Annotated in this window: 24 protein-coding genes; 9 read left to right on the top strand and 15 right to left on the bottom strand. The window is 62.5% G+C overall.

Annotated features, from left to right (window positions below):
- The first annotated feature begins 326 nt into the window (after positions 1-326).
- A complete protein-coding gene (locus NCR98_RS26065) occupies positions 327-596 on the top strand; it encodes a hypothetical protein (protein ID WP_250468353.1) in 270 nt (89 codons plus the stop codon).
- 212 nt (positions 597-808) lie between these two features.
- On the opposite strand, the gene NCR98_RS26060 is transcribed toward NCR98_RS26065, so the two are convergent.
- From NCR98_RS26060 to NCR98_RS26015, 10 genes are all read right to left on the bottom strand, one after another.
- Entirely contained in the window at positions 809-1,669 is an 861-nt protein-coding gene (locus NCR98_RS26060; protein ID WP_250527749.1) for an MOSC domain-containing protein, read from the bottom strand.
- 92 nt (positions 1,670-1,761) lie between these two features.
- Positions 1,762-2,769 (bottom strand): Gfo/Idh/MocA family protein, encoded by a 1,008-nt coding sequence (locus tag NCR98_RS26055; protein ID WP_250527748.1) that lies wholly within the window; start codon positions 2,767-2,769, stop codon positions 1,762-1,764.
- Between the two features lie 25 nt (positions 2,770-2,794).
- A complete protein-coding gene (locus NCR98_RS26050; protein ID WP_250527747.1) occupies positions 2,795-3,727 on the bottom strand; it encodes an electron transfer flavoprotein subunit alpha/FixB family protein in 933 nt (310 codons plus the stop codon).
- A complete protein-coding gene (locus NCR98_RS26045) occupies positions 3,727-4,476 on the bottom strand; it encodes an electron transfer flavoprotein subunit beta/FixA family protein (protein ID WP_250511636.1) in 750 nt (249 codons plus the stop codon). The genes NCR98_RS26050 and NCR98_RS26045 overlap by 1 nt, the downstream gene beginning before the upstream one ends.
- 30 nt (positions 4,477-4,506) lie before the next feature.
- The gene (locus NCR98_RS26040) at positions 4,507-5,466 is read right to left on the bottom strand and encodes an ABC transporter permease (RefSeq protein WP_250527746.1); all 960 of its coding nucleotides are present in this window, start codon (positions 5,464-5,466) and stop codon (positions 4,507-4,509) included.
- A 7-nt stretch (positions 5,467-5,473) separates the two neighbouring features.
- The gene (locus tag NCR98_RS26035; protein WP_244830541.1) at positions 5,474-6,973 is read right to left on the bottom strand and encodes a sugar ABC transporter ATP-binding protein; all 1,500 of its coding nucleotides are present in this window, start codon (positions 6,971-6,973) and stop codon (positions 5,474-5,476) included.
- Positions 6,974-6,989: 16 nt separating this feature from the next.
- Positions 6,990-7,928, bottom strand: a complete 939-nt coding sequence (locus NCR98_RS26030) for an ABC transporter permease (protein ID WP_250527745.1) — start codon at positions 7,926-7,928, stop codon at positions 6,990-6,992.
- Between the two features lie 77 nt (positions 7,929-8,005).
- Positions 8,006-9,085, bottom strand: a complete 1,080-nt coding sequence (locus tag NCR98_RS26025; RefSeq protein WP_244830542.1) for a sugar ABC transporter substrate-binding protein — start codon at positions 9,083-9,085, stop codon at positions 8,006-8,008.
- Positions 9,086-9,166: 81 nt separating this feature from the next.
- Positions 9,167-10,840, bottom strand: coding sequence for a GMC family oxidoreductase (locus NCR98_RS26020; protein ID WP_244830543.1), 1,674 nt, complete (start codon positions 10,838-10,840; stop codon positions 9,167-9,169).
- 84 nt (positions 10,841-10,924) lie between these two features.
- Positions 10,925-12,433 carry an aldehyde dehydrogenase family protein gene (locus NCR98_RS26015; protein ID WP_250527744.1) on the bottom strand — a complete coding sequence of 503 codons (1,509 nt, stop codon included), beginning with the start codon at positions 12,431-12,433 and terminating at the stop codon, positions 10,925-10,927.
- Between the two features lie 193 nt (positions 12,434-12,626).
- Between NCR98_RS26015 and NCR98_RS26010 the strand changes: the two genes are divergently transcribed.
- Positions 12,627-13,310 carry a TetR/AcrR family transcriptional regulator gene (locus tag NCR98_RS26010; protein ID WP_244830546.1) on the top strand — a complete coding sequence of 228 codons (684 nt, stop codon included), beginning with the start codon at positions 12,627-12,629 and terminating at the stop codon, positions 13,308-13,310.
- A 40-nt stretch (positions 13,311-13,350) separates the two neighbouring features.
- On the opposite strand, the gene NCR98_RS26005 is transcribed toward NCR98_RS26010, so the two are convergent.
- Positions 13,351-14,883 (bottom strand): acyl CoA:acetate/3-ketoacid CoA transferase, encoded by a 1,533-nt coding sequence (locus NCR98_RS26005; RefSeq protein ID WP_404989367.1) that lies wholly within the window; start codon positions 14,881-14,883, stop codon positions 13,351-13,353.
- A gap of 202 nt (positions 14,884-15,085) precedes the next feature.
- Between NCR98_RS26005 and NCR98_RS26000 the strand changes: the two genes are divergently transcribed.
- The 7 genes from NCR98_RS26000 to NCR98_RS25970 are packed head-to-tail and all read left to right on the top strand — an operon-like array spanning position 15,086 to position 20,802.
- On the top strand, positions 15,086-16,231 hold the full coding sequence (locus NCR98_RS26000) for an acyl-CoA dehydrogenase family protein (protein WP_244830549.1): 1,146 nt from the start codon (positions 15,086-15,088) through the stop codon (positions 16,229-16,231).
- Complete coding sequence (locus NCR98_RS25995; protein ID WP_250511628.1) at positions 16,228-17,007, top strand: 3-ketoacyl-ACP reductase; 780 nt, start codon at positions 16,228-16,230, stop codon at positions 17,005-17,007. The genes NCR98_RS26000 and NCR98_RS25995 overlap by 4 nt, the downstream gene beginning before the upstream one ends.
- A gap of 7 nt (positions 17,008-17,014) precedes the next feature.
- The gene (locus NCR98_RS25990; RefSeq protein ID WP_250527742.1) at positions 17,015-18,184 is read left to right on the top strand and encodes a dihydrodipicolinate synthase family protein; all 1,170 of its coding nucleotides are present in this window, start codon (positions 17,015-17,017) and stop codon (positions 18,182-18,184) included.
- A 38-nt stretch (positions 18,185-18,222) separates the two neighbouring features.
- Positions 18,223-19,074 carry a sugar phosphate isomerase/epimerase family protein gene (locus tag NCR98_RS25985; RefSeq protein ID WP_250527741.1) on the top strand — a complete coding sequence of 284 codons (852 nt, stop codon included), beginning with the start codon at positions 18,223-18,225 and terminating at the stop codon, positions 19,072-19,074.
- A gap of 18 nt (positions 19,075-19,092) precedes the next feature.
- Entirely contained in the window at positions 19,093-20,073 is a 981-nt protein-coding gene (locus tag NCR98_RS25980) for a Gfo/Idh/MocA family protein (RefSeq protein WP_250494661.1), read from the top strand.
- Positions 20,060-20,338, top strand: a complete 279-nt coding sequence (locus tag NCR98_RS25975) for a hypothetical protein (protein WP_250469713.1) — start codon at positions 20,060-20,062, stop codon at positions 20,336-20,338. The genes NCR98_RS25980 and NCR98_RS25975 overlap by 14 nt, the downstream gene beginning before the upstream one ends.
- A 38-nt stretch (positions 20,339-20,376) precedes the next feature.
- Positions 20,377-20,802 carry an acyl-CoA thioesterase gene (locus tag NCR98_RS25970; protein ID WP_250527740.1) on the top strand — a complete coding sequence of 142 codons (426 nt, stop codon included), beginning with the start codon at positions 20,377-20,379 and terminating at the stop codon, positions 20,800-20,802.
- A 75-nt stretch (positions 20,803-20,877) separates the two neighbouring features.
- On the opposite strand, the gene NCR98_RS25965 is transcribed toward NCR98_RS25970, so the two are convergent.
- From NCR98_RS25965 to NCR98_RS25950, 4 genes are read right to left on the bottom strand one after another with little or no spacing between them, the layout of a single operon-like run.
- Entirely contained in the window at positions 20,878-21,651 is a 774-nt protein-coding gene (locus NCR98_RS25965) for an SDR family NAD(P)-dependent oxidoreductase (RefSeq protein ID WP_244830560.1), read from the bottom strand.
- Between the two features lie 22 nt (positions 21,652-21,673).
- Complete coding sequence (locus tag NCR98_RS25960) at positions 21,674-22,435, bottom strand: SDR family NAD(P)-dependent oxidoreductase (protein WP_244830562.1); 762 nt, start codon at positions 22,433-22,435, stop codon at positions 21,674-21,676.
- Between the two features lie 49 nt (positions 22,436-22,484).
- Entirely contained in the window at positions 22,485-23,483 is a 999-nt protein-coding gene (locus tag NCR98_RS25955) for an ABC transporter permease (protein WP_244830564.1), read from the bottom strand.
- 16 nt (positions 23,484-23,499) lie between these two features.
- Entirely contained in the window at positions 23,500-25,017 is a 1,518-nt protein-coding gene (locus tag NCR98_RS25950) for a sugar ABC transporter ATP-binding protein (RefSeq protein WP_250527739.1), read from the bottom strand.
- Positions 25,018-25,066: the final 49 nt, after the last annotated feature.

The following is a 25,066-nucleotide window of genomic DNA, read 5'->3' as shown; positions in this document are numbered from 1 at the left end:
CTTCTCTCGTTGATTCTTGCCGATAACGTCCGAGCCTCAACGAGAGGACCGTATCTCCTTGCGGCCCTCTGGGTGAAGAGTTTTAGCCCGCTTGTTAGCGGGCTTTTTTTGCGTCCGATCAAAGCGACGGTACGACATGCTCCCTCGAAAACCACGAGCGATAAATCGTCTACCGCGTCGAAGATAATCCGCCAGCAAATTTATCCGGTTGACAACGCTTTTTGGCCAGAGAAACCTGACGTTGTGCAATGCACCAATCTGGCTGAATCGCGGCAGAAGCCAGGAATACACGTCACGCCGCTCAACGTTCATCTTCGAGGTCCGTCATGCGACTTTCCATCCTGCTGGCTGCACTCACGACCTGTCTGACCTGTACGGCACGCGCAGAAAATCCGGCTTCGCCACAAGACTCGGCCATGTACCTTTCGAGTGTCGTCGGCAATTCGCAGATGAACGCAAATCCGCAACTGGCGCAGCCAGTCAGCGCGTCGTCGGACAAACCATGCACGTCGCCCGGAAGACGGGTTCAGCGGGACATCCGGGGGTCGATCGACGGTGGCTCGCGCTGCGACAATGCAACGGCCACCGCGTTCTAACGACACGCGCGAAGCAGCGTGTTGACGATTGCGACGCGTGCATCACTTTAGGTGTAGCTGCTCGACGACAAGCGCAGGACAACAAGTTCACTCAGAGGCCGCTCAAGTGCGAGCGCGGAAACGGCCCTAGCATTGCTCGATGCATCGCGCACCTTCGCGCCGCCAAAAACCAGCACGCGCAATGCCGCGCTGAAGAGGAAGAGGGACGCGCCTTAAAAGTCGTCGGAAAAACTCAGTTCATAGTCGACGCTCGCGCCAACGCGCAACTCACGGCCCGCGCCGTCAAGAGCAATCGCGTTCTGCCCGAACGTGAGGCCGCCATCTACACGAGCATTAGCGCGCCAGCCCATCATCACGTCGAGCGGTTCGTTGGGCCATTGCGCGTCGCGCACGCCGTGCGTCTGATCGACCGTCGTGATCGGACAGCGCGCGCACGGCTTCACCATGCGCAACACGATGCCATCGACCGAGATCGTATCGATGAAGTCTTCCTCGAAGGCGTCGAGACCGCTCAAGACGACATTGGGCCTGAAGCGATTCATCGGCACGCGCGGCGCGCCCTTCGCTTCGAGACGCGCGTTGAGATCGTCGAGCGAGGCGTGGTTGGTGACGAGCAGCGGAAAGCCATCGGCGAATTGCGTGGGTGCGTCGGCATCGCGCGTCCACGTCTTGCTCGCGAGGCGCGTGACGTCGTCGGCAAAGCGCACGAGCCGCACGGGAACGCCGAGGCGTGCGGAGAACCAGCGCGCGGCGCTCACGCCTTCGTCTAACGCCTCGAAGTGATCGCGCCAGACATTCACGGCAACGCGCGCCGGGTCTTTCGCGCGCGCAAGCGGCACTTCGAGCGGTTCCGCAGTATCGGGGGAATTCAGCACGAGCGCATCTGCCGTGAGCGTTGGAATGATGCGCGCCATCGCCGGGAATTCGCGTTGCGAGACGAAGCGCCCGTTTTCGTCGATGACCATCCAGTGGCGATCCCACGGAAACCCGTGAACGGCGAGCTGCACGCGATCGAGTGCGATTGCGCCGCATGACTTGACTGGATAGACGAATAGCGCGCTGATGGTAGGCATGATCGGGGTGTTCGATGGCGCGAACCGCTCTTCTGGAAAAGCGCCATTGTCCCGTGCTCATATTGTTCCGGCAAGCGGTGCGCTCATACGCTTTATAACCGCTTCCCCGCATCCGCCGTGACGCGCTCGATCAACCGCTGCACACGAAGCGCATCATCGCCGCTGACGCTCGGCGCGCGATCATCCCGCACGGCATCGAAAAAGTCCTTCAACAACGCACGATGCGCGGCGTGCGAGAAGTCCATCGGCTTCGCACCGAAGCCCGACGACGAAGGATCGCGGAACTCGTCGATGCTTCCATCGCGGAAAAACACGCGCAAGTGCCCGCCTTCGAGCGTTGCCGTGCCTTTATCGCCGATTAACTCAATGCGCTCCGGAAAGCCCGGAAACGCCGCCGTGGTTGCAAGAAGATGACCCACGGCGCCGCTCGCGAACGTAAGCGAAGCGCTTGCAAAGTCCTCGGACTCCATCGTGTGCAACGCGGTGGTCGCTGTAGCCGCCGCGACCGAGGACACATCGCCCGCCAGCCACAGAAGAATGTCGAGCGAATGAATTGCCTGCGTCAACAACACGCCACCGCCATCGCGCGCATAAGTGCCACGGCCCGGTTCGTCGTAATAGGATTGCGGCCGCCACCAGCGCAGATCGAGTCCCGCGCATGCAATCGAACCAAGCGCGCCACTCGCCTTCACTTCCGCCAGCCGCTGCACGACGGGACGAAAGCGATTTTGAAACACCACGCCGAGTTTGCATTCCGCAGTACGGCAGATATCGACGATGCGCGTGGCGCGCGACATCGACACATCGAGCGGTTTCTCTAGCATCACGTGCTTGCGCATTGCGGCGGCCTGTTCGACCAGTTCGAGATGCGTATTCGGTGGGGTGAGGACGAGCATGGCGTCGATGGTCGCGTCGTTCAATATCGCATCGACAGACGCGCCGACAGGAAACCCGTGCGCGCTGGCGAACCGTTCTACTCGTTCAGGCGAACGGCCGACGACCGCCACGACCTCCACTTCCTCACGCAATTCATTCAATGCGAGCGCGTGAGGCGTTGCAGCCAATCCAGCGCCGACCATCGCGATTCGAATTTTGCGCATCGAGCCTTCCTTGGGCGTTGATGTGTCACACGATCGTCGTCAGCTCCGGAACGGCTTCGAAAAGATCCTGAGCCAGACCATAATCCGCGACGCTGAAAATAGGCGCTTCCGGGTCCTTGTTGATGGCGACGATGACCTTGCTGTCCTTCATCCCGGCCAGATGCTGAATCGCGCCCGAGATGCCGACCGCCACGTACAACCGCGGCGCGACGATCTTGCCCGTCTGACCCACTTGATAGTCGTTCGGCACGTAACCGGCATCGACCGCCGCGCGCGATGCGCCCAGCGCAGCACCGAGTTTATCAGCGAGCGGTTCGAGCACCGTCGTGTAGTTCTCGCCATTGCCGAGGCCGCGTCCACCTGAAACGATGATCGAAGCCGAAGTCAGTTCCGGCCGATCCAGCTTCGTGACTTCACGGCTGACGAATGACGAGATGCCAGCGTCGGCTGCCGCTTCGATCTTCTCGATCGATGCACTGCCGCCTTCCGCAGCCACCGGATCGAAGCCCGTTGCACGGACCGTGATGACCTTGATCGGATCGCTCGATTGCACCGTCGCGATAGCGTTGCCCGCATAGATTGGACGCTCGAAGGTATCGGCACTGTCGACGGCGGTGATGTCGCTGATCTGCGCGACGTCCAGATGCGCTGCGATGCGCGGGGCGATGTTCTTGCCATAGGCCGTCGCGGGCGCGAGGATGTGCGAATAGTCCTTCGCGATATTCAGCACCGTGCCCTCGACATTCTCGGCCAGACCTTCGGCGAGTTGAGGCGCATCTGCAAGCAGCACTTTAGATACGCCTGCGATCTTCGCTGCCGCATTGGCCACGCCTTGCGCGTTCGCACCGGCGACCAGCACATGAATAGCGCCGCCGATTTTTGCCGCCGCCGCTACCGTGTTCAACGTCGCGGCCTTGATGGACGCGTTGTCGTGTTCCGCAATTACCAGAATCGTCATCAGATCACCTTCGCTTCGTTTTTCAACTTCTCGACCAGCGTCTTCACGTCCGGCACCACCACGCCCGCCGAACGCTTCGGCGGTTCCGCGACTTTCAGCGTCTTCAGTCGCGGCGTCACGTCAACGTCAAGATCAGCGGGCTTCAAAGTCTCCAAAGGCTTTTTCTTTGCCTTCATGATATTGGGCAGCGTGACATAGCGCGGCTCGTTCAGGCGCAAGTCGGCCGTCACCACCGCAGGCAGCTTCAACGACAACGTTTCGGCGCCGCCGTCGATCTCGCGCGATACCGTCGCCTTGCCGTCCGTCACCACCACCTTCGATGCAAACGTCGCTTGCGGCAACGCAGCCAGCGCGGCGAGCATTTGGCCGGTCTGATTGCAATCGTCGTCGATAGCCTGCTTGCCCAGAATCACGAGCTGCGGCTGTTCCCTGTCGATGAGCGCCTTCAGTATCTTCGCCACGGCGAGCGGTTGCAGTTCATCGCCGGACTCGACGAGAATGCCGCGATCCGCGCCAATCGCCAGCGCGGTACGCAAAGTCTCCTGGCACTGCGCGACGCCGCACGATACCGCGACGACTTCCGTCGCCACACCTGCTTCGCGCAGGCGCACGGCTTCTTCCATCGCGATCTCGTCGAAGGGATTCATCGACATCTTTACGTTGGCGAGTTCGACGCCGCTGCCGTCGGACTTGACGCGCACCTTCACGTTGTAATCCACTACTCTCTTCACTGCCACGAGGATTTTCATGAGCTAACCGTCCTTCAACGAATGCAAGTCTCACTTGATGATCAACACCTTCGACCGATCGAAAGCCACGGTGACGGCGACGATCAGGATCAGACCGAACACGATCTGCTGCGCGAATACGCTGATGCCGACGAAGGTCATGCCCACGCGCGCCACCGACACCAGCAGTGCACCGACGAGCGTCCGTCCAATGCCGCCCGCGCCGCCCGTCAGCGCCGTGCCGCCGACGATCACGGCCGCGATGGCCGGCAAAAGGAATTGATCGGCAAGCGTGGGCGAACCGCTTCCAAGACGCCCTGCCATCACGACGCCCGCCAGTCCCGCGAAGAACGACGAGGTGCCGAACACGAGGCACTTCGTGACCGACACGCGCACGCCCGAGGCAATGGCGGCGGGTTCGCCCGCGCCGATGGCATCGGTGCGACGGCCGAACACCGTCGAGCGATGCAGGAACAGGCAGAACAAAAACACGGCCACGCCAAGCAGGATTTCATGCGGCACGCCGAACGACGTACCCGTGGTCCATCCAAGCGATGCATTGCGCCTCTCGTCGCTGATGCCGATGGAACGCGTACCCGACAACGTCAACGCCGCCGCCGATGCAATGCCGCCGACCGCGAGCGTCGCGATGAACGAGGGAATGCGCAGCACGGTCTGAATGACGCCGCTCAAAAGCCCGATGCCGAACGAAGCCGCAAGCGCGATCACCGCCGCCATCGCGCCGTAACGCGGCAGCAGCATCGCGACGATCACGCTTGACAACGACGCCACCGCCTGCAACGAAAGGTCGATGCTGCCGAGCAAAACCACGAATGTCGTGCCGGCCGCCATGATGAAAAGCGTCGAGCTATCGGCAAGCAAACCGAGTTGTGTCGATGGCGCGAGAAAGCTCGGCTGTGCAATCTCGATCAACACGTAGAGCACGACGAGTGCGAGAAACGGCGCGTTGTCGCGCAGCTTCGCCGCAAGGGGAGCGTTCAGTTGTGGCATATCGACCTCAGACCATGTGTTCGACGATTTCGACCTGCGAAGGCTTGCGCCCGACTTCGCACGGCAGGATTTTTTCGGCGCGGCCGTCGCGCATCACCATCACGCGATGACTGAGACCAAGAATCTCTTCGAGCGTGTCGCCGGTCAGCACCACCGCCACGCCGTCCGCCGTCAGTTCGCGGATCAGCTGATAAACCTCTTCCTTCGCGCCGACATCGAGACCGCGTGTCGGATGATCGAGCACGAGGATTCGGCTGCCCGCGAAGCGCCATTTCGCGAGCACCACTTTCTGCTGATTGCCGCCAGAGAGATTGCGGCACGACGCATCGGCGCCGGGCGTCTTGATGTGCAGACGTTCGATCCATTCGTTGGCGAACGCACGCTCGCGCGCCTTCTTCACGATGCCGCCACGGCTCACCGCATTGAGACGCGGCAAGGTCAGGTTTTGCGCGACGCTCATTTGCGTGACGAGACCTTCGACCTTGCGCTCGCGCGGCACGTAGCCAATGCCCAATGCAACGGCATGATTCGCATGCGGCTTCAGATGCGTGCTGCCCACCAGCACTTCGCCGCGATCGAGCTTTTCGAGTCCCGCGATGACGCGGCACAGTTCCTCGCGCCCCGAGCCGACCACGCCCGCGACTCCGAAGACTTCGCCGCAGCGGACATCGAAGGACACGTCATCGAGCACATGTCCGAGCGACGCGTGACGCACCGAAAGCGCTACATCGTCGCGGCAAGGCTTCTGCAGATTCTCGCGGTAATACTCGCCATGCAGCGTACGGCCCACCATCAGTTCATGCAGCTTCGTCACCGACGCCGTTCCCGACGCCATCTCGGACACGACCTTGCCGTCTTTCATGACATACACGCGATCGGAAAGTGACAACAGCTCGTCGAGCCTATGCGAGACGAACACGAACGAGGCGCGCGACTTCAGTTCGCGCACGAGGCCGAAGAGAATCTCGATCTCGCCTGCTTCGAGCACGGAGGTCGGCTCATCGAGCAAGATGATCGGCGTGCCGCCCGTGCGACTCGCCAGCGACAAGGCGCGCGCGAGTTCCACCATCTGCCGCTGACCGAAGGACATGTCTTCGCAGAGCGTCAATGGATCGATATTCAGACGCACGGTCGCCAGTTCCTTCTGCGCCGCGCGCTTGAGCTTCGACCAGTTGATGCGGCCGAAGGTCACGAACTGTTCTTCGCGCCCGAGAAACAGGTTCTCCGCGACCGTCAGGTTCGGCAGGATCGACTGCTCCTGATACACCATGGCGATGCCCTTGGAGGTCGCATCGCGCGGATTGCGAATCACGAGCGGCTTGCCGTTCAGCGTGATCTCGCCCGCATCCTGACGATACGCGCCGGTCAGGAGCTTCATCAACGTGGACTTGCCCGCGCCGTTCTCGCCGATCAGACCGACGATCTCGTTGGGCCGCACGTCGATGGACACATCGTCGAGCGCAAGTACGCCCGGAAAGCGCTTGGTGACATTCTTGAGTGACAGCATGTTCATCTCCTCACGCTCATTTGACGATGCGCCGGCGCGAACGATTCAGCGCGAGCGTTACCGCCGCGATGATCAGCACGCCTTGAATGCCCTGCTGCACGTAAGGCGGAACGCCGAGCAGCACCATGCCATTGCCGAGCACGATGACGATGAGCGTGCCGACGAGCGTGTTCATCGGGCTGCCGTTGCCGCCCGCGAGCGACGTGCCGCCGACCACGATTGCGGTGATCGCCACGAACAACTGACCATCGGCGATACGCGCGTGGCCCTGACCGTATTGCGCGACGGCCAGAATGCCCGCGACGCCATAGAACGCACCGGCCAGCGCGAAGACCGCAATGCGCACGCGCGATACCCGCACGCCGCTCAGACGCGCGAGGTCCTCGCCTCCGCCGATGGCAAGCGTATGCCGGCCGAGCAGCGTGTGCTTGTAGACGAACCACGCGATTCCCAGCACCAGCACCGCGATCCACACCGACAAAGGCAAGCCGAAATAACGCGTGATGGAGATGGCGCGCAACATCGGGTCGCTCACGCGGATGGTGTTTCCCGACAGCCACGCAGTGCCGATTCCCGTCGCCACGAAGCCGACGGCAAGCGTCGTGATGAACGAAGGGATGCGCAGGAACACGTGCAGCACGCCATTGGCGAGGCCGAGCAGCGCGCCCGCCGCGATCGCCACGGCGAGCACCCACAGCCCGTAGTGGTTATCGTTGTACGAGTTCTCGACCAGCATCGACACGGCAATCGCCGCGACCGCGACGATGCCTTCCGCCGACAGGTCGATGCTGCCGAGCTGAATCACGAACGCGGCGCCCAAGGCGATGGTCAACGGAATCGCCGCGCCCACCGCGATTCGCGACAGGTTCATCGGATCGAAGAAATCGTGGTTCAGCGCGCCGATGCAAAGACCGAGCGCCACCAGCACCAGAACGGGTGCGAAACGTCGCAGCAAAGCCTGCTTCGATACCAATGGAGTCCCGGTTGTTGTTATGCGGACGGCCTGCCGGGTGGGCGCCACGGTCAACTTGTTCATCGATAAATCACCGGACCCGACACGCGGGCATAGAGGTTGTTCCAGTCACCGCCAGGCGCGGCCGCCCGCTTGATGACGTCCTGGACGTTCGCCTTCGTCACGAACGTGGCCTTGCAATACGATTCTCGCCGGTCCTTCGGCAAGGCGGCCACGTCGATCTTCTTGTCCTTCGCCTGCAAGCCCATCGACAAGCCGATGCCGCCAAGCCAATACGGGTCCCAGTCCACCGACGCGATCAGTTCGCCCGCCTTGATCGCGGCGAGTCCGGGCGGCGTGCCGTCCATGCCCGTCACCGGCATCTGGCCCGCGAGCCCCTCGGCGCGCAACGCTTCGATGGCGCCGAGCGCCATGTCGTCGTTCGCGGCCCATACGCCCTTGATCTTCGAGTTGAAGCGCGTCATCCACGCCTGCATGATCGGAAACGCCTTTTGCGAGTTCCAGTCGGCCACCTGGAAGTCGAGCAACTGGATGTCGGGGAACTTCTTTAGCGCGGCTTCGAGACCGGCCTTGCGCTCGATCGCCGGGACATTGCTGAAGATGCCGCCGAGCGCAACGACGCCGCCCTTGCCGCCCATCGCCTTGAAAAGTTGCGTCGCCGCTTCCTCGCCGTACGCGACGCCATCGTAAGAAAGATGCGCCACGTAGTTCGGGTTGTTGTCCCACGGATGCAAGTCCTTCGGCTTGTTCCAGATCGTCGTCACGAACGCGCCCGCCTTCGAGCAGGCTTCGACGATCACGCGGGCATCGGCGGAGTCGTTGGGATCGACATTGAGGACGAGATTGCCGTTGGTACGTTGCAGGAGCGCGCGAATGTCGGCAATGCCTTTCTCGGAGCTGCCTTCGGTCGTCAGCGGTACATAAGGCAGGCCAGCGCTCGCGGCAAAGCCCTGCGCGCCCTTGTTGAATGCCGCGTGATAGGGATTGGTGAGCGAGCGGAACGAACAGGCGAGCGTCGTCTTGTCCGCGCCGAGCGACAGGCTCGACAAGCCGCCACCCGCCACCGCGAATGCGGCTCCGGCGCCCAGCCTCATGAAGTCCCGGCGCGAGAAAGCCGTGCGTTGATGTTGTTCAGACATGATGTCTCCCACGAATGGAATAAATAGACGGATAGTTATTTATGGCTCGAAGAATCCGATGCTGCCGAACCCTTCAGGCGCCTACGCCACGCTCACGGTGACGTCGTGCAGCGAGCGGCCCGCGTGCGCCGCCAGTTGGCCCGTCGCGGGCGCCTTCGCCGCAACGAGTCCGCGAATCAGGTCCGAGGCTTTCTCCGCGATCATCAGCGTCGGCGCGTTCGTGTTCGAACTGACGATACGCGGCATCACCGATGAATCCGCCACGCGCAGCCCTTCGATGCCATGCACGCGCAACTGCGGATCGACCACGGACATTTCGTCGATACCCATCTTGCAGGTGCCGACCGGGTGATAGCCCGTGCGTCCGTATTGCTTCGCGTACGCCTCGTATTGGGCCTGCGTGCGTACCGAGCCGCCCGGAAAGTGCTCGCTCTTGATGTACTTGGCGAGCGCGTTCTGACTCATGATTTCGCGGCTCTGACGAATGCCCTCCACGGCCACCTTGAGATCGTGGGGATCGCGAATGTAGGCAGGATCGATGACCGGTGCATCGGCGGGATCGGCGCTGTGAAGCGTGACGTTTCCACGGCTTCTCGGACGCAGGAAATACGAGTTCAGCGTGCAGCCCGAACCGGACGGCACCGGCGGCACGCCCGCTTCCACGCCCGCGCCCGGCAGAAAATGGAACTGCAGGTCGGGCGTCGGCACGTCGCTGGCCGAATACCAGAAGGCGCCGCCTTCCGCGATATTCGATGTCACCGGTCCCTTGTTGAAGATTTTGTATTCGAGACCGGCGAGCAGCATCATGTGCTTCTTCGCATACTTGTCAAGACTGTACGGACCGTTCAGCTCATAGACGATGTCGATGTCGAAGTGATCCTGCAGATTGGCGCCGACGCCGTCGAGTGCATGCAGCGGTTCGATGCCGACGCGTTCGAGATCCGCCGCGCGGCCGATGCCCGAGAGCATCAGGATCTTGGGCGAACCGATTGCACCCGCCGTCACGATCACCTCGCGCTCGGCGCGCGCCACGATCACATTCGAGCGCGCGTTCTGATCGGCATATTCGACGCCCACCGCGCGACCGTTTTCGATCACGATGCGCGACACGAGACAGTTCGTCTTCACGGTGAGGTTGCCGCGCGAGCGCGCCTGTTGCAGATAGCCGACCGCCGCGCTGCAACGCCTGCCGCCGCGCTGCGTGACCTGATACACGCCGACGCCTTCCTGCTGAGCGCCGTTGAAGTCGCTGTTATACGGCAGGCCCGCTTCCTGACCCGCCAGCACGAAGGCCTTGGTCAGTTCGTTGACGCTGATGAGATCGGACACGCCGAGCGGCCCGCCCACGCCGTGATATTCGTTGCACAAGCGCTCGTTGTCTTCCATGCGCCGAAGGTAAGGCAGGACGCCATCGCGAAAACCCCAGCCCGTGCAGCCTTCGCGTTCCCATGCGTCGTAGTCGGCGGGTTGGCCGCGCGTGTAGACCATCGCGTTGATGGAACCGCCGCCGCCGAGCACGCGGCCTTGCGCGAACGGAATTTGCCGCCGTTGCGTTTCCGCCGCCGCGACCGTGCGATAGCCCCAGGTCAGCGGGCCGCTCGTCATCTTGAAGAAGCCGACCGGCATATGGATGTACGGGTCGGTATCGGCGGGACCGGCTTCGAGCAGCAGCACACGGCTGCTCGCGTCTTCGCTCAGACGCGCCGCGAGCGCACAACCCGCCGCGCCTCCGCCAACGATCACAAAGTCATACATTGCTGTCTCCGATTCTTTGTTCGCCACGAGTCGCGCGTGGCCGTCCGCGCGGCTCTCGAAGGCCGCTCTCGTGAACCACTCGCGCTATGCGATCCAGCGCGGCCGATTGCCAAGCTGCACATGCACGGACTTGATCTCCGTGTATTCCTCGACGCCGTAGCGTCCCGTCTCGCGGCCGATACCCGACTGCTTGAATCCGCCGATGGGCATTTCCGGTCCGCCGGTAATCGTGCAATTGACCCAGATGCGTCCGGCTTGCACATCGCGCAGACTCTTGAACGCGCCTTGCAGGTCGCGCGTCCAGATGCTCGCCGCGAGACCGTACGGCACGCCGTTCGCGAGTTGGATAGCCTCCTCGAAACCGTCGAACGGCGTCACTGAAAGAACCGGCCCGAAGATTTCGTCCTGCGCGAGCGAACTGCCCGGCTGTACGTTGCGAAACACCGTCGGCTGGATGAAGAAGCGCTCGCCATCGCTGCTGGCGTTACCGCCGCAAACGAGTTGCGCGCCGTCGTGCGTGCCTGCATCGATAAAGCCGCGAATCTTGTCGAACTGCCGCGCCTCGACGATTGCACCGACATGATTCGACGCGTCGAGCGGATCGCCCATGCGCACCTTGGCAAGCACCGCGCCGATACGTTCGACGAGCTCCGCTTCGACCGAGCGATGCACCACGAGCCGGCTGCCCGACACGCAGCACTGTCCTGCGTTGAACGCGATGCCGAAGGCGATGGCGTCGGCGGCGTCGTCGAGATCGGCATCGGCGAACAAGATATGCGGATTCTTGCCGCCGAGCTCAAGCCCGACCTTCTTCATGTTGCCGCCCGCCGCCGCGAGCACCGAACGGCCCACTTGCGTCGAACCGGTGAACGAAATCATGTCGACGTCCATGTGTTCGGCAAGCGCCTGCCCGACCACCGGACCGAGACCGGTCACGACGTTGACCACGCCGTCCGGCAGACCCGCTTCGGTGAGCAACGCGGCGAGCTTGAGCGTCGTGGTCGATGTCAGTTCGGACGGCTTGACGATCACCGTGCATCCCGCAGCCAGCGCGAAGGGCAGACGCTCCGAAAGAATGAAGAACGGAAAATTCCACGGCGTGACGATGCCGACGACTCCCACCGGCTGACGCATGACCAGCCCGAACATGTCGGCCCCGAGCGTGTCGTGCGAGTCGCCATGGACCACGCGTGCAAGGCCCGCCGCATATTCCCAGATGCCCGCAGCCGCCGTGACTTCGCCGCGCGACTGGCCGACAGGCTTACCGCTTTCGAGCGTTTCGAGATACGCCAGCGTCTCGACGTTGTCGCGAATCAGGCGCGCGGCTTTCAAAAGGACCGTTGCGCGTTGCTCGCCGGATAAGCGCGACCAGCGGCCATCGTCGAAAGCGCGCCGAGCAGCGGCAACCGCTGTATCGAGATCGCCGGATGACGCACGCAGCGTCGCGGTGACGCCCACGCCGTGCCCCGGACTCTTGCGCGTCACCCATTCAGCGGATGAGCCCGCATGACTTTTTCCGTCGATGAACATCGGCGTGCGCAGCGGCTCGTCGGGAAGATGCAGCGAGGCTGCGAGTTCGCTCAAATCACTCATATCCGTCTCCATTCAACATTTCCGCGGTGCGCCCGGCATTCGCTGCAAGCGTGAGAACAAGGTCACTGCCTCACGTCAACGGAACCCATTCTGCACCATCCGGTTACTTCCGTACAAGCCGATTTTTGGTTTATAGTCGCTGACATACCGAGTGCCTTCAGGCATCCCGACCGCTCATCCTTCGACCACGCACATGACCCTCACCCCCGCTACGCCGAGAAGCGCATCCAAGTCCGCCGAAGCCGTCGTCACCCGTCAACCCAGACAGCGGGACCCCGAAGTAACGAAGGCCCGGATTCTCGATGCCGCGAAAAAAGAGTTCGCCAAGCTCGGCATGGCGGGCGCACGAGTGGAAGCCATCGCCACGCGCGCCAAGGCCAACAAGCGGATGATCTATCACTACTTCGGCAGCAAGGAGGAGTTGTTCGTCGCGGTGCTCGAAGACGTGTATGCCGACATCCGCTCCGCCGAACTCAAGCTCGACCTCGACCATCTCTCGCCCGAGGAAGCCATCGTCGCGCTCACCACGCATACCTGGAACTACTACCTGAAGAACCCCGAGTTCATGACGCTCGTGAACAGCGAGAACCTGCATCGCGCGCGGCACGTCAAGAAGTCGCAGCGCTTCAAGGAATTGCACCAGGGCTTCATTTCGATGCTGCAACGTATCCTCGATCGCGGCGTCGAGGCGGGCGTGTTTCGTAGTGGCGTCGATGCGCGGCAACTGCATATCACCATGGCCGCCATCGGCTATTACTACCTCACGAATCGCTTCACGAGCGGCGTGATCTTCGACATCGACTTCATGGACAAGGCTGCACTCAAGAGCCGTCTCGACTTCAATATCGACACCATCCTGAGGCTCGTGCGGCCTTGAAAACGGCACGGCGAGCATCTTGGGCAGCGGCGTTGCCATGTCACGCCACCTTCTCTTGCGCCGCCGACATACGCGCGAGCAACGCTGCATCGACGAGCGGACGAAACGCCATGCGCGCCAGCACGTCGCGCTCTATATCCACGCCGTCCGCAACCTCGATCAGCCGCACGCCTTCGGCTTCCAGCCGGAACACCGCCCGCTCGGTCACGTAAAGCACTTCCTGCGCGCTGCGCAATGCTTGCTCGCCGCTGAACGTGATGTGCTGCACGCGTTCGACGAGCTTCGGCACGCTGCCCGGCGACACGATCTTCAAGCGCGTTCCCGCCTGTTCGACATCCAGCCCTTTCGCCTCGAAACTCCCGCAAAACACGATCTTGCGTGCGCCTTGCGTGATGTCGATGAAGCCGCCCGGCCCGACGACCGTCGACCCGAGCTTCGACACGTTGATGTTGCCTGCGCCATCCATTTCGCCCATGCCGAGAAAAGAGACATCGACGCCGCCGCCGCTGTAGAAATCGAATTGATCGACACTCGACAGAATGGCGTGCGCATTGCGCGCGGTGCCGAACATGGGGCCGTCGAGCATCGCGCCGTTGTGAATGCCCTGCTCGACCGATCCCCAAAACGTGCCGAGACGCCCTTGCTCCGCGAGCAGCGCGGGAATGCCGCCCGGAATGCCGAAGCCGAAGTTGGCCGATTGTCCTTCGTGCAGTTCGAGCGCCGCGCGTGCCGCGATGATGCGGCGAATGCCCGTCGGCACTTCGTAGAAGCCTTCGCCGATGGTACACAGCGCTTCACCGCTCAAGGCCGCGTCGTAGTCCGACACCACGCATTGCACTTGCTCCGGTGTCTCCACGAGCGTGTCGACGAGAATGCCCGGAATGCGCACGAGCCGCGCCGGCACGTAGCCTTCCGGGGCGCGCTCCTTCACCTGCACGATCACGCGGCCGTCGCTGTTATGCGCGGCGAGCGCGGCGGCGTAGACATCGAGGTCGGCCGGTTCGCGGCGCAGCGTGACATTGCCGCTCTCATCCGCCGATGAACCGCGCACGATGGCGAAGTCCACCTTGAACGGCTTGTAGCGCAGGTATTCGCGGCCATCGAGTTCGATCAGCTCGACGAGGTCTTCGCTTGCGAGCTTGTTGATCTTCCCGCCATCGATACGCGGATCGACGAAGGTGCGCAGTCCCACATGCGTGACGAGTCCGGGCCGCCCCGCGCCAATCTCGCGCAGCAACGTGCTGATGGCGCCGGCGGGAAAGCTGTAGGCCTCGAAGGCGTTGTCGCGAGCGAGCTTCTGCATGGCGGGCGCCCAGCTCCAGTGTCCGCCGATCACGCGTTTGACCATGCCCTCATGCGCAAATCGGCCGAGGCCGCTGCCCTTTGCGTCACCGATGCCGAGCGCGTGGACGATGGTCAGATCGCGCGGATGTCCCGTCTCGAGAAAGCGCTTTTCGAGTTGGGCAAGCACGGCGTCGGCTTCGAGCAGCCCGCCGCCGGAACCCGCGAGTGCGATGGTCGCGCCATCGAAAATCTGCCCGACCGCAGCGGCAGCATCCGTCCACTTGTTCACTGAAAGCTCCTTTGGGAAGCAGCCGCAAAAGCCATTGACAGCGGCCATTCGTTGGTCTTAAATAACCCACCAGATGGTTACTTGCTGCGAATGTTGGCACACGAAACCTCTGAATTCAAGCGGTATTTCGACTGGCTGCGGGTAAACCTTCAACGCAAGTCCTGCCGCAAATATCTGATCTGACGATATGCATGGAGACAACATGAGACTCTCGGAAACGCACGAGCAAATTCGCGACACGACGCGGCGGTTTGCGCAGGAAGTCATCCGGCCGCTGGCCGAGGAACTGGATCGCGAAGAGCGTTTTCCAGCGGAGATCTACAAGCAGATGGGCGAACTGGGACTCTTCGGCATCACCGTGCCGGAGCAGTTCGGCGGCGCGGGAATGGACGTCACGGCTTACGCGCTCGTGATGGAAGAGTTGTCGCGCGGCTATGCGTCGGTGGCGGATCAATGCGGCCTGCTCGAACTCGTCGGCACGTTGTTGAGCGCGCATGGCAGCGACGCGCAACGTGCGAAGTACCTGGAGTCTTTGCTGCGCGCCGAGTTGCGTCCGGCCTACTGCATTACCGAATCCGACGCGGGAACGGACGTTTCCGGCATCCGCACCACGGCCACGCGCACCGCCGACGGCTGGGAACTCAGCGGCGCGAAACTGTGGATTCATAACGCGCCCGTCGCCGACCTTGCCTTCGTGCTCGCGCGTACCGACCCGGCTGCGGGCAAGCGCGGCATGAGCATCTTTATCGTCGATTGCCACTTGGCGGGCGTATCGAAGGGGCCGAAGGAACACAAGATGGGACAGCGCGCATCGCAGGTGGGCGAGCTTCATTTCGACCGCGTGAAGCTTGCCGAAGACGCGCTCCTCGGACAAGAAGGACGCGGCTTTCACATGATGATGAGCGCACTCGACAAGGGCCGCGTGGGCATCGCCGCGCTCGCGGTCGGCATTGCGCAGGCGGGTCTCGAAGCGGCGCTCGAATACGCGCAGACGCGCAAGCAGTTCGGCACGCATATCGCCGAATTCCAGGGCATTCAGTGGATGCTCGCCGACATGGCGAAGGACATTCAGGCCGCGCGCCTGCTCGTGCACGATGCCGCCGCGCGTCTCGAATCCGGCGAGCGCGCGAGCATCGCCTGCTCGATGGCCAAGTGCTTCGCGGGCGACACGGCCGTCAAGCACAGCGCCAACGCCGTGCAGATATTCGGCGGCAGCGGCTACATTCGCGGCTACGAAGTGGAGCGGCTTTATCGCGACGCGAAGATCACGCAGATCTACGAAGGCACGAACCAGATTCAGCGCACGATCATTGCGCGCGATCTGATTGCGAACGGAGCATCGTTATGAGCGCGCGTCCTGTTGCGCTCGTCACGGGCAGCCGGCGCGGCATCGGCCATGCGATTGCCGTCGAACTGGGCCGCGCGGGCTTCGATATCGCGCTGACCGACGCCGTGGCTTCCGACGAACTCGATCGAGCCGTCGCCGATGTCGAAGAAACCGGCGCGCGTGCCATTGCCGTCGTATCCGATCTGGCGGATATCGCCTCGCATCACGCCACGCTGCACGATATCGAAGCGCGGCTCGACGCTCCTATAGATTGCCTCGTGAACAACGCGGGCGTGTCGGTCATGTCGCGCGGCGATCTGCTCGATGTAACGCCCGAGAGCTTCGACCGGTGCATGGCCATCAACACACGCGGCACGTTCTTTCTCACGCAGGCTTTTGCGCGGCACTTTCTGTCTCGCATACGCAAGAGCATGGCGGCGCATCCGAGCGTCATCACGATCACCTCGTCGAATGCCGTCGCGGCGTCTCCCTTGCGCGGCGAATATTGCGTGTCGAAGGCGGGATCGTCGATGGCCACGACGTTGTTTTCCCTGCGCCTGGCCGAACACGGAATCGCCGTCTACGAAGTGCAGCCCGGCCTGATCGAGACCGAGATGACAGCGCCTTCCCGCGCGCGCTACGACGCGCAAATGGAGCAAGGGCTCACCGCCATCAAACGCTGGGGCACGCCGCGGGAAGTGGCGACGGCCGTGCGCTCGCTCGCGACCGGCGGCTTGCCGTACAGCGTCGGACAGGCCATCCGTGTCGATGGCGGCTTACTCGTCAACAAATACTGAACCGCATATGAACTCAACGCTCAAGCTGCCGACCTCGCTCGGCACGATAGAAAGCTACCGTCTGCAAGGCACACCGCTCGATGTGCGTACGCCCGCGCGGCCGTTCAATCGCATCGCGTATTCGGCGGCGCATGTCGTGGCCGATCCGCTGCGCGCGGGTGAACTGAACGCGCCACCCGCCATCGACTGGGAACGCACGCTCGACTATCGGCGCTATCTCATCAAGCAAGGTCTCGGCATTGCCGAAGCAATGGACACCGCGCAACGCGGCATGGGTCTGACGTGGAACAGCGCCCTCGAACTCATCACGCGTACCATGGAAGGCACGCGCGATATTCCCGGCGCGTCGATCGCATCGGGCTGCGGCACCGATCACGTCTCACCCGGTTCGATCACCAACTGCGATCAGGTCATTCGCGCCTACGCCGAGCAACTCGAAGCCGTGCAGCGCGTCGGCGGACGCGTCATCCTCATGGCAAGCCGCGCGCTCGCGCGAGTCGCGCGCTCGACCGACGACTATCGGCGCGTCTATCGCGAAGTGCTCGCCATGTGTAACGAGCCCGTGATTCTGCACTGGCTCGGCGAGATGTTCGATCCGGAACTCGCCGGCTACTGGGGCGATTCGTCGTATGAGCGCGCGGCGCAAGTGTGCCTCGATGTGATCGGCGCCAGCGTCGATCATGTCGATGGCATCAAGATTTCCCTGCTCGACGACGCCAAGGAAATTTCCTTCCGGCGTCAGTTGCCGCCCAAGGTGAAGATGTACACCGGCGACGACTTCAATTATCCAAGTCTGATTGCGGGCGATGAACGAGGCTTCTCGCATGCGCTGCTCGGCATCTTCGATGCGATTGCCCCAGCCGCTTCGCAGGCGCTCGCCGCGCTCGCCAACGACGACCTCCATACATTCCACACGCTGCTCGCGCCGACCGTGCCGCTGTCACGCCATATCTTTCGTGCGCCGACGCAGTATTACAAGACGGGCGTCGTATTCCTTGCGTATCTAAACGGCTTTCAGGACCACTTCTTCCTGCTTGGCGGCCACCACGGCATGCGTCCGCCCGCCTATCTCGCCGAGGTCTTTCGTCTCGCCGATCAGGCCGGCCTGCTGCGCAATCCCGACGACGCCATCGGCCGAGTGCGGAAAGTCATGGCAGCGCTCGGCTGCGCCGAGTAATCGCGGCGGATCGCCTTCGACATCACACGGGGATCAACATGAGAAACCTGCAGGGAAGACTCGATCTGTGCTCGATCAACACGGCGACGCTTGGCCATCGCGAGGCGTTGAGCGTCACGATCGACCGCATCGCCGCAGCGGGATTTGGCGGCATCGCGCCGTGGCGTCACGAGGTGGAGAACGCGAACGTCGCCGACATCGCGCGGCAGATCAGGGCGCTCGGGTTGAGCGTCACGGGCTATTGCCGTTCGACATATGTGCCGGCGGCGAATCGCGCGCAATTCAAGGCGAACATCGAATCGAACAAGGCAGCCCTGCGCGATGCCGCGACACTCGGCGCACGCTGCTTCGTGATGGTCGTCGGTGGTTTGCCCGAGGGCAGTCGCGATCTGAATGGCGCACGCGCGCAGGTGATCGAAGGCATCGCCGAATTGCTGGATACGGCGCGCGAGTGCGGCGTGCCGCTCGCGCTCGAACCGCTTCATCCGATGTACGCGGCGGATCGCGCCGTGCTCAACACGCTCGCGCAGGCGCTCGATATCTGCGCGCAGGTCGATCCCGGACATGGCGGCTTTCTCGGCGTTGCCGTCGATGTCTATCATTGTTGGTGGGACCCGGCGCTTCAGGCATCGATCGGGCGGGCGGGACAAGACGATCGCCTGCTCGCGTTTCATGTATGCGACTGGTTGCGCGAGACACGCGATCTGTTGCTCGATCGCGGCATGATGGGCGATGGCGGCATCGACCTGGCGGCCGTGCGCAGTAACGTCGAGCAAGCCGGATATGACGGACTCGTCGAAGTCGAGATTTTCTCGAAAGAAAACTGGTGGCGGCGCGATCCGGACGAAGTGCTGCGCATCTGCGCGGATCGCTTGCAAACAGTGTGCTGACTGCAAGGGACAATCATCATGCAAGAGACAGTTCGTTGGGGCGTGCTCGGCGCCGCGAAAATCGCCGACAAGTTCGTGGTGCCCGCCATTCAGCGGTCGTCCAATGGCCGCGTGGTGTGCGTGGCGGCACGCGATCGCGAGCGCGCGGCCGCTTTCGCTGCACGACACGACATCGCACACGCATATGCAAGTTACGACGAAGTTCTCGCCAGCGATCAGGTCGATGCCATCTACATTCCGCTGCCAACGGCGAGTCACTTCGAATGGTGCAAAAAAGCGCTTCTCGCCGGCAAGCATGTGCTGTGCGAAAAGCCCATCGCCATGACGGCTTCGCAAGTTCGGGAGTTGATCGCGCTGCGCGATTCGACGGGTCTCGTCTGTGGCGAGGCGTTCATGGTGGCGCACCATCCGCAATGGGCGTTCGTGCAGGAGTGCATCGCGCGCGGGACACTTGGTGAACTGCGGCTCGTGGAAGGCTCCTTCACGTATTTCAACGACGATCCCCATGCACTCAAAAACGATCTCGCATTGGGCGGCGGCGGTGTGCGTGATATCGGCGTCTATCCGGTCGTCACCACGCGCATGGTGACTGGTCTCGAGCCGCTTGCGATCGGCGCGGACATCACCATCGATCCGCGTTACGGCACCGACAAGCTCGCGGTCTGCGACCTCACGTTTGCTGGCTTCGATCTACACTTTTACTGCGGCACTCAACTCGCGCGCCGCCAGCATATGATCTTTCATGGATCGAAAGGCTGGCTCTCGCTCGATGCGCCGTTCAACCCCGGCGTGTACGGCGACGCGAAGGTTCATATCCGTCTGGATGGAACGGGCAAAGCGGAGACCGTCGAGTTCGGCGATGTCGATCAATATCAGTCGATGGTCGAAAACTTCGGCGCGGCGGTGCTTCGGCCGGGCGAACCGCTTGCATTTACGCTCGAGAATTCGCTCGGCAACCAGCTTGTGATCGACGAGGTGCTGTCTCATGCCAACCGCTAGCACGACCATGACCAAGAAAGCGACGTCGATGATCGACGTTCAGCAACTTCGCGAAACGCGCGCGCTGGCGGCCGCGTGCGCCAATGCGGACGACGCTTCCCTATGGCGCTGGTTTTCGGCGCTGATGGACAGCGGAAAGATTCGCTGGTGCCTTGCCTCGGAGGGCTGGCTCGTGAGTGTGAACCATCGGCACGTGGCGACGGCTGCATCGTTCGATGAAGCCATCCGCATTGCCAAGGATAGCTCCAGTTTTTCTCTCATGTGATGATGTCGCCGACATCTACTTTCGACCGGAGCCGCGACATGACGACAGACAGGATCTTTCATTGCGACAAGCTCGTGCGGTTTCAGCACTGCGATCCTGCCGGCATCGTGTTCTATCCGCAATACTTCGTCCTGTTCCATGAGGTGCTCGAAGACTGGTTCAATGACGGACTGGGCGTGGATTACGCACATTTCATCGGCACGCAAAGACTCGGCATTCCCACGGTGCATATTCAGGCGGATTTCGTCGCGCCGAGCAAGCATGGACAGACGCTTCGTTGCTCCCTGAAGGTCCGCGATCTGGGCAGAAGTTCGATCAAACTCAGTCTTGAAGCTGCTGTCGAAGATGAGTTGCGCGCGAAAATCGAGCAGACCGTCGTGCTGTTTTCGTTCGACGATCAGACTTCGGTCGCGCTGCCGGAAGACTTGAGGCAGCGCATGATGCAGTTCGCGGCGCAGGATTGACCTTGAAAATCCACGACGCGCGCATCCGCCAAGGCTTGATGCGCCAGAGCGTTACCTGAAGACAGCGACCGCATCTCACCAGCAAAGATAACCGCCGTCCGCCACGACGATGGACCCAGTCATCAAACTTGCGGCGTCGCTGGCAAGGAACAAAATGACGGACGCGATTTCGTCCACGCGTCCGAGGCGGCCCATCGGTGTGCCGCCTACCCAATACTGTCGCAAGTTCGGGTCCATCGATACCTTCCTGACGAGATCGGTATCGATATACGTCGGCGCAACCGCGTTGACCCGCACACCGCGCGATGCCCATTCCACCGCAAGCGAGCGCGTCAGATGATGCACGGCCGCCTTCGACGCGTTGTAGTTCGCCTGCTCCTGCGGTCGCGTCGCAATGAACCCCGCCATCGAACCGACGTTCACGATTGCCCCGCTGCCGCGTTCGAGCATCGATCTACCGAACGCGCGGCAACAGCGAAACAAGCCATTCAGATTCACGTCGAGGACCTTGTTCCACACCTCATCCGACATCGTCTCCGCCGGCTCGTTTGAGATGGCGATGCCCGCGTTGTTGACGAGAATGTCGATCGCGCCGATACGCGCGGCAATGTCATCGTGAATGCGTTGCGGCGCGGCCGGATCGGTCACGTCGAAGGGCACGCCGTGAGCCGCGAAGCCCTTCGTGTTTAAAGCATCGACGGCGGCAGCGAGCGCGGCGGGATCGAGATCGGTGAGCACGACTTCGGCGCCTGCTTCGGCCAGCGCTTCGGCTGTCGCCTGGCCGATGCCGCGCGCCGCGCCCGTTACGACCGCGCGCTTGCCATCGAGTCTGAATTTGTCGAGATACATGGAATCTGCCTTGAGAAACGAGTCAACTCAGCACGATCCCGCCGCACACGTTGAGCGATTGTCCGGTCACGAAAGCGGAGGCATCGGAGGCAAAGAAGCACACCGGCCCGGCCACGTCTTCGGGTTGTCCGAGCCGCGCGAGCGCGGTCTTGTCGACCCACTGCTTCGCGATTGCAGGGTCCTCGAGATTCGTGCGCCCCATGTCCGTCACGATAATGCCCGGACACACCGCGTTGGCCGTGATGCCGAACGGGCCGATCTCCTGCGCGAGCACGCGCGTGAAGCCCATGACCGCCGCCTTCGATGCCGAGTAATGCGCTTGCAGCGGCGCGCCATGCTTGCCGCCAATCGACGCGATATTCACGATGCGTCCGTACCCGCGCGCCTTCATGTGCGGCAACAAGGCTTGCGTCACGAGGAACGTGCCTTTCGCGTTGACGTCGAGCACCGCGTCCCATTCGTGCTCGGCGAGTTCATCCACCGACCGTGCGATCAGAATGCCCGCGTTATTGACGACGGCGTCGACCTGACCCGCCTGAGCGATGGCCGCCGCGATCATGTCCGTTACCTGCTGTTTGTCGCTGACATCGGCATAGAGCGCGAACGCGCGCCGCGACTTGCCGCGAATCTCTTTTGCCACGCCTTCGAGCGCATCGCGCTGCCGTTCGATATCGTTGACGACGACATCGAAGCCATCGTCGGCTAGTCCCAACGCGAGCGCCCGGCCAATGCCCCTGCTCGCGCCCGTCACCAGCGCCACCCGTCCATTCGATGCTTTGCTCATGATGATGTCCGACTCCTTGTTTCGTGATGTATTCGTGCACGTGAGGCGATTAGCGGAAGAAGCGAATCTCGCCGCGTAAGACCGCCAGCCCGACAGCCGCGATCATCACGATGCCGCGCACGATGTTCTGCAAATAGAACGGCGCGCCGATCAGATTCAGGCCGTTATCCAGCATGCCGATGATGACGACGCCGACCAGCGTGCCCTGAATGGTCGCGCGCCCCGGCTTGAATGCGGTCATGCCGAGGAACACGGCGGTGAGGCTGTCCATGAGGTAAGCATCGCCCGCACCGGATTGACCCGTGCCGAGTCGCGCGGTCAGCATCACGCCGCCGAGCGCCGCGCCCGCCGCCGACAGCACGAGCGCCGTGACACGCGCGCGGTTCACCTTGATGCCCGACAGACGCGCCGCCTGAATGTTCGCGCCCGTCGCGATGACGCTGCGCCCGAGCCGCGTTCGATTGAGCAGCACGTAAAAGACGAACACGGTAACGAGCGCAATGACGATAGGCATCGGGATCACGCCGAACACCGTGCCCTTGGCAATGGCGTAGAAGCTGTCGGGCATCTGCGCATAGATCGAATCGCCGCCGGTGTACGCGTAATTGACGCCGAGCGCGATGGGTCCCATCGCGAGCGTCGCGATCAGCGAGGGAATGCGCAGCATGGTCACGAGCAGGCCGTTGACGAGCCCGATCACGACGCCCGAAACGATTGCCACTGCAATGGCAAGCGGCACTGGCAAGTGCGCCAGCACGAGCATGCCGGCGACGAGTACGCCCGCGAGACTCGCTGCCTGACCGATAGACAAGTCGAATTCGCCGCTCGCCACTGCCACGGTCAGGCCCGACGAGATGACCATCAGCACGGAGATCTGCACGAGCACATTGCTGATGTTGTCGATCGACACGAAGCGGTCGGTGCCGAGCGCGAACGCGATGAAAATGATCACCGCCGCCGCGACCGTGCCCCAGCGGCTCGCGAGATGACTGAAGTCGAAGCTGCGTGGCGCGTGAGCGGCGGGGTCTTCGGATCTTTTGGCGGCCAAGGTCTGTCCTTTCATTTCAGTTCACCTCGAGCAAGAGTCTTGCTTCGGAAAATTCGGTGCGGTCGAGACATTCGCCCACCACGCCATCGGCGATGCAGTAAATGCGGTCGCATAGCTTGAGCATTTCCTCGAACTCGGCGCTCGCAATCAGCACGCTCGCGCCCGCCTTGACCAGTTCGTGAATCAGCGCATAGATTTCCGCCTTGCTGCCGACATCCACGCCTTCGGTCGGATTGTCGAGCAGCAGCAGCGGATGCTTCGCCGCGTGACTTCGGCCCATGCGAATCAGCCAGCGGCCGAACGCGACCTTCTGCTGATTGCCGCCGGATAGCTGAAGCACGTCCTGCCCGATGCCGCTGCACTTGATACCCAGTTGCTTCACGGTGTCGTGCGCGAGCCCGCGCATGAGCGTGTGCTGCATGAAGCCGCCGCGGCTCGTTTGTTCGAGCGTGCCGGTCATCAGATTCTCTTCGACGGTCAATCCCGGAAAGAGCGCCTTGCGCAAGCGCTCATCGGCGACCAGGTACACGCCACGGCCGATTGCATCGGCGACATCGCGCGGCAATCCGCGTTTGCCATTGACGATGCATTCGCCCGTGACCTTCGCGCTCATCGATCCCGCGAGCGCTTCCAGCACGCCGGTCTGCCCGCCGCCCATCACGCCTGCAATGCCGACGATCTCGCCCGCATGCACGACGAGATCGGGCACATCGAGATTGCCGATGCGCGCGTCTTGAATGCGCGTCGTGACAGTGTCGCGAGACGCGGAAGACGACCAGTTCTGATCCTCGATCCTGCGGCCGACCATCAGATGCACCACTTCCTGCAGCGTCGTTTCGGCGACGAGGCCATCGTGCACTTTTGCGCCGTCCTTGAGCACGGCCACGCGATCGCACTGCTCGAAAATCTCGTTCAGGTGATGCGAGATGAAAAGAATCGACAAGCCGTGCGACTTGAGATCGCGCAGAAAGCTGAAGAGCTTGCGGCTTTCGTTGAGCGTGAGCGAGGCGGTCGGTTCATCGAGAATCAGAATGGCGGGCTCGCTCACCAGCGCCTTCAGGATGTCGAGAATCTTGTTCTCGCCGAGCGTGAGATCGCCGCATTCCCGGTCGAGATCGATATCGATGCCAAAGCGCTGCGCAAAGCGGCTCGCTTCGACTCGCAAGGCGCGCGAGCGGATCAGGCCGCCGCTCAACGGTTCGCGTCCGAGCATGATGTTCTCGGCGGCGGTCAGCGTCGAGATGACCGCGATCTGCTGATGCGCCACCGCGATGCCCGAGGCGAGCGCGTCGCCGACGCTCTTCATCGAGACCGGCTTGCCGTCGATAGAGAGCGTGCCTGCATCGGCTTGCTGCGCGCCGCAAATGATCTTGACCAGCGTGGATTTGCCCGCGCCGTTCGCGCCGACGAGCGCGAGCATTTCGCCGCCCCACAAGTCGAGATCGACGCCGCGCAGCGCCGGGTTGCCGTGGAAGCTCTTTTCCACGCCACGGGCGCTCAGGCGAGGGGTTCCCTTCGCCAGATTGTCATTCATGTGTCTGTCTCCTGACACGGCGGGCCGGCGTGGATACGCGCGGCCGGCC

The organism is Caballeronia sp. GAWG2-1, from assembly GCF_023631405.1.
Classification (GTDB): Bacteria; Pseudomonadota; Gammaproteobacteria; order Burkholderiales; family Burkholderiaceae; genus Caballeronia.
Note: the sequence above shows the minus strand (reverse complement) of the source record. Positions and strands in the feature narration are given on the sequence as shown.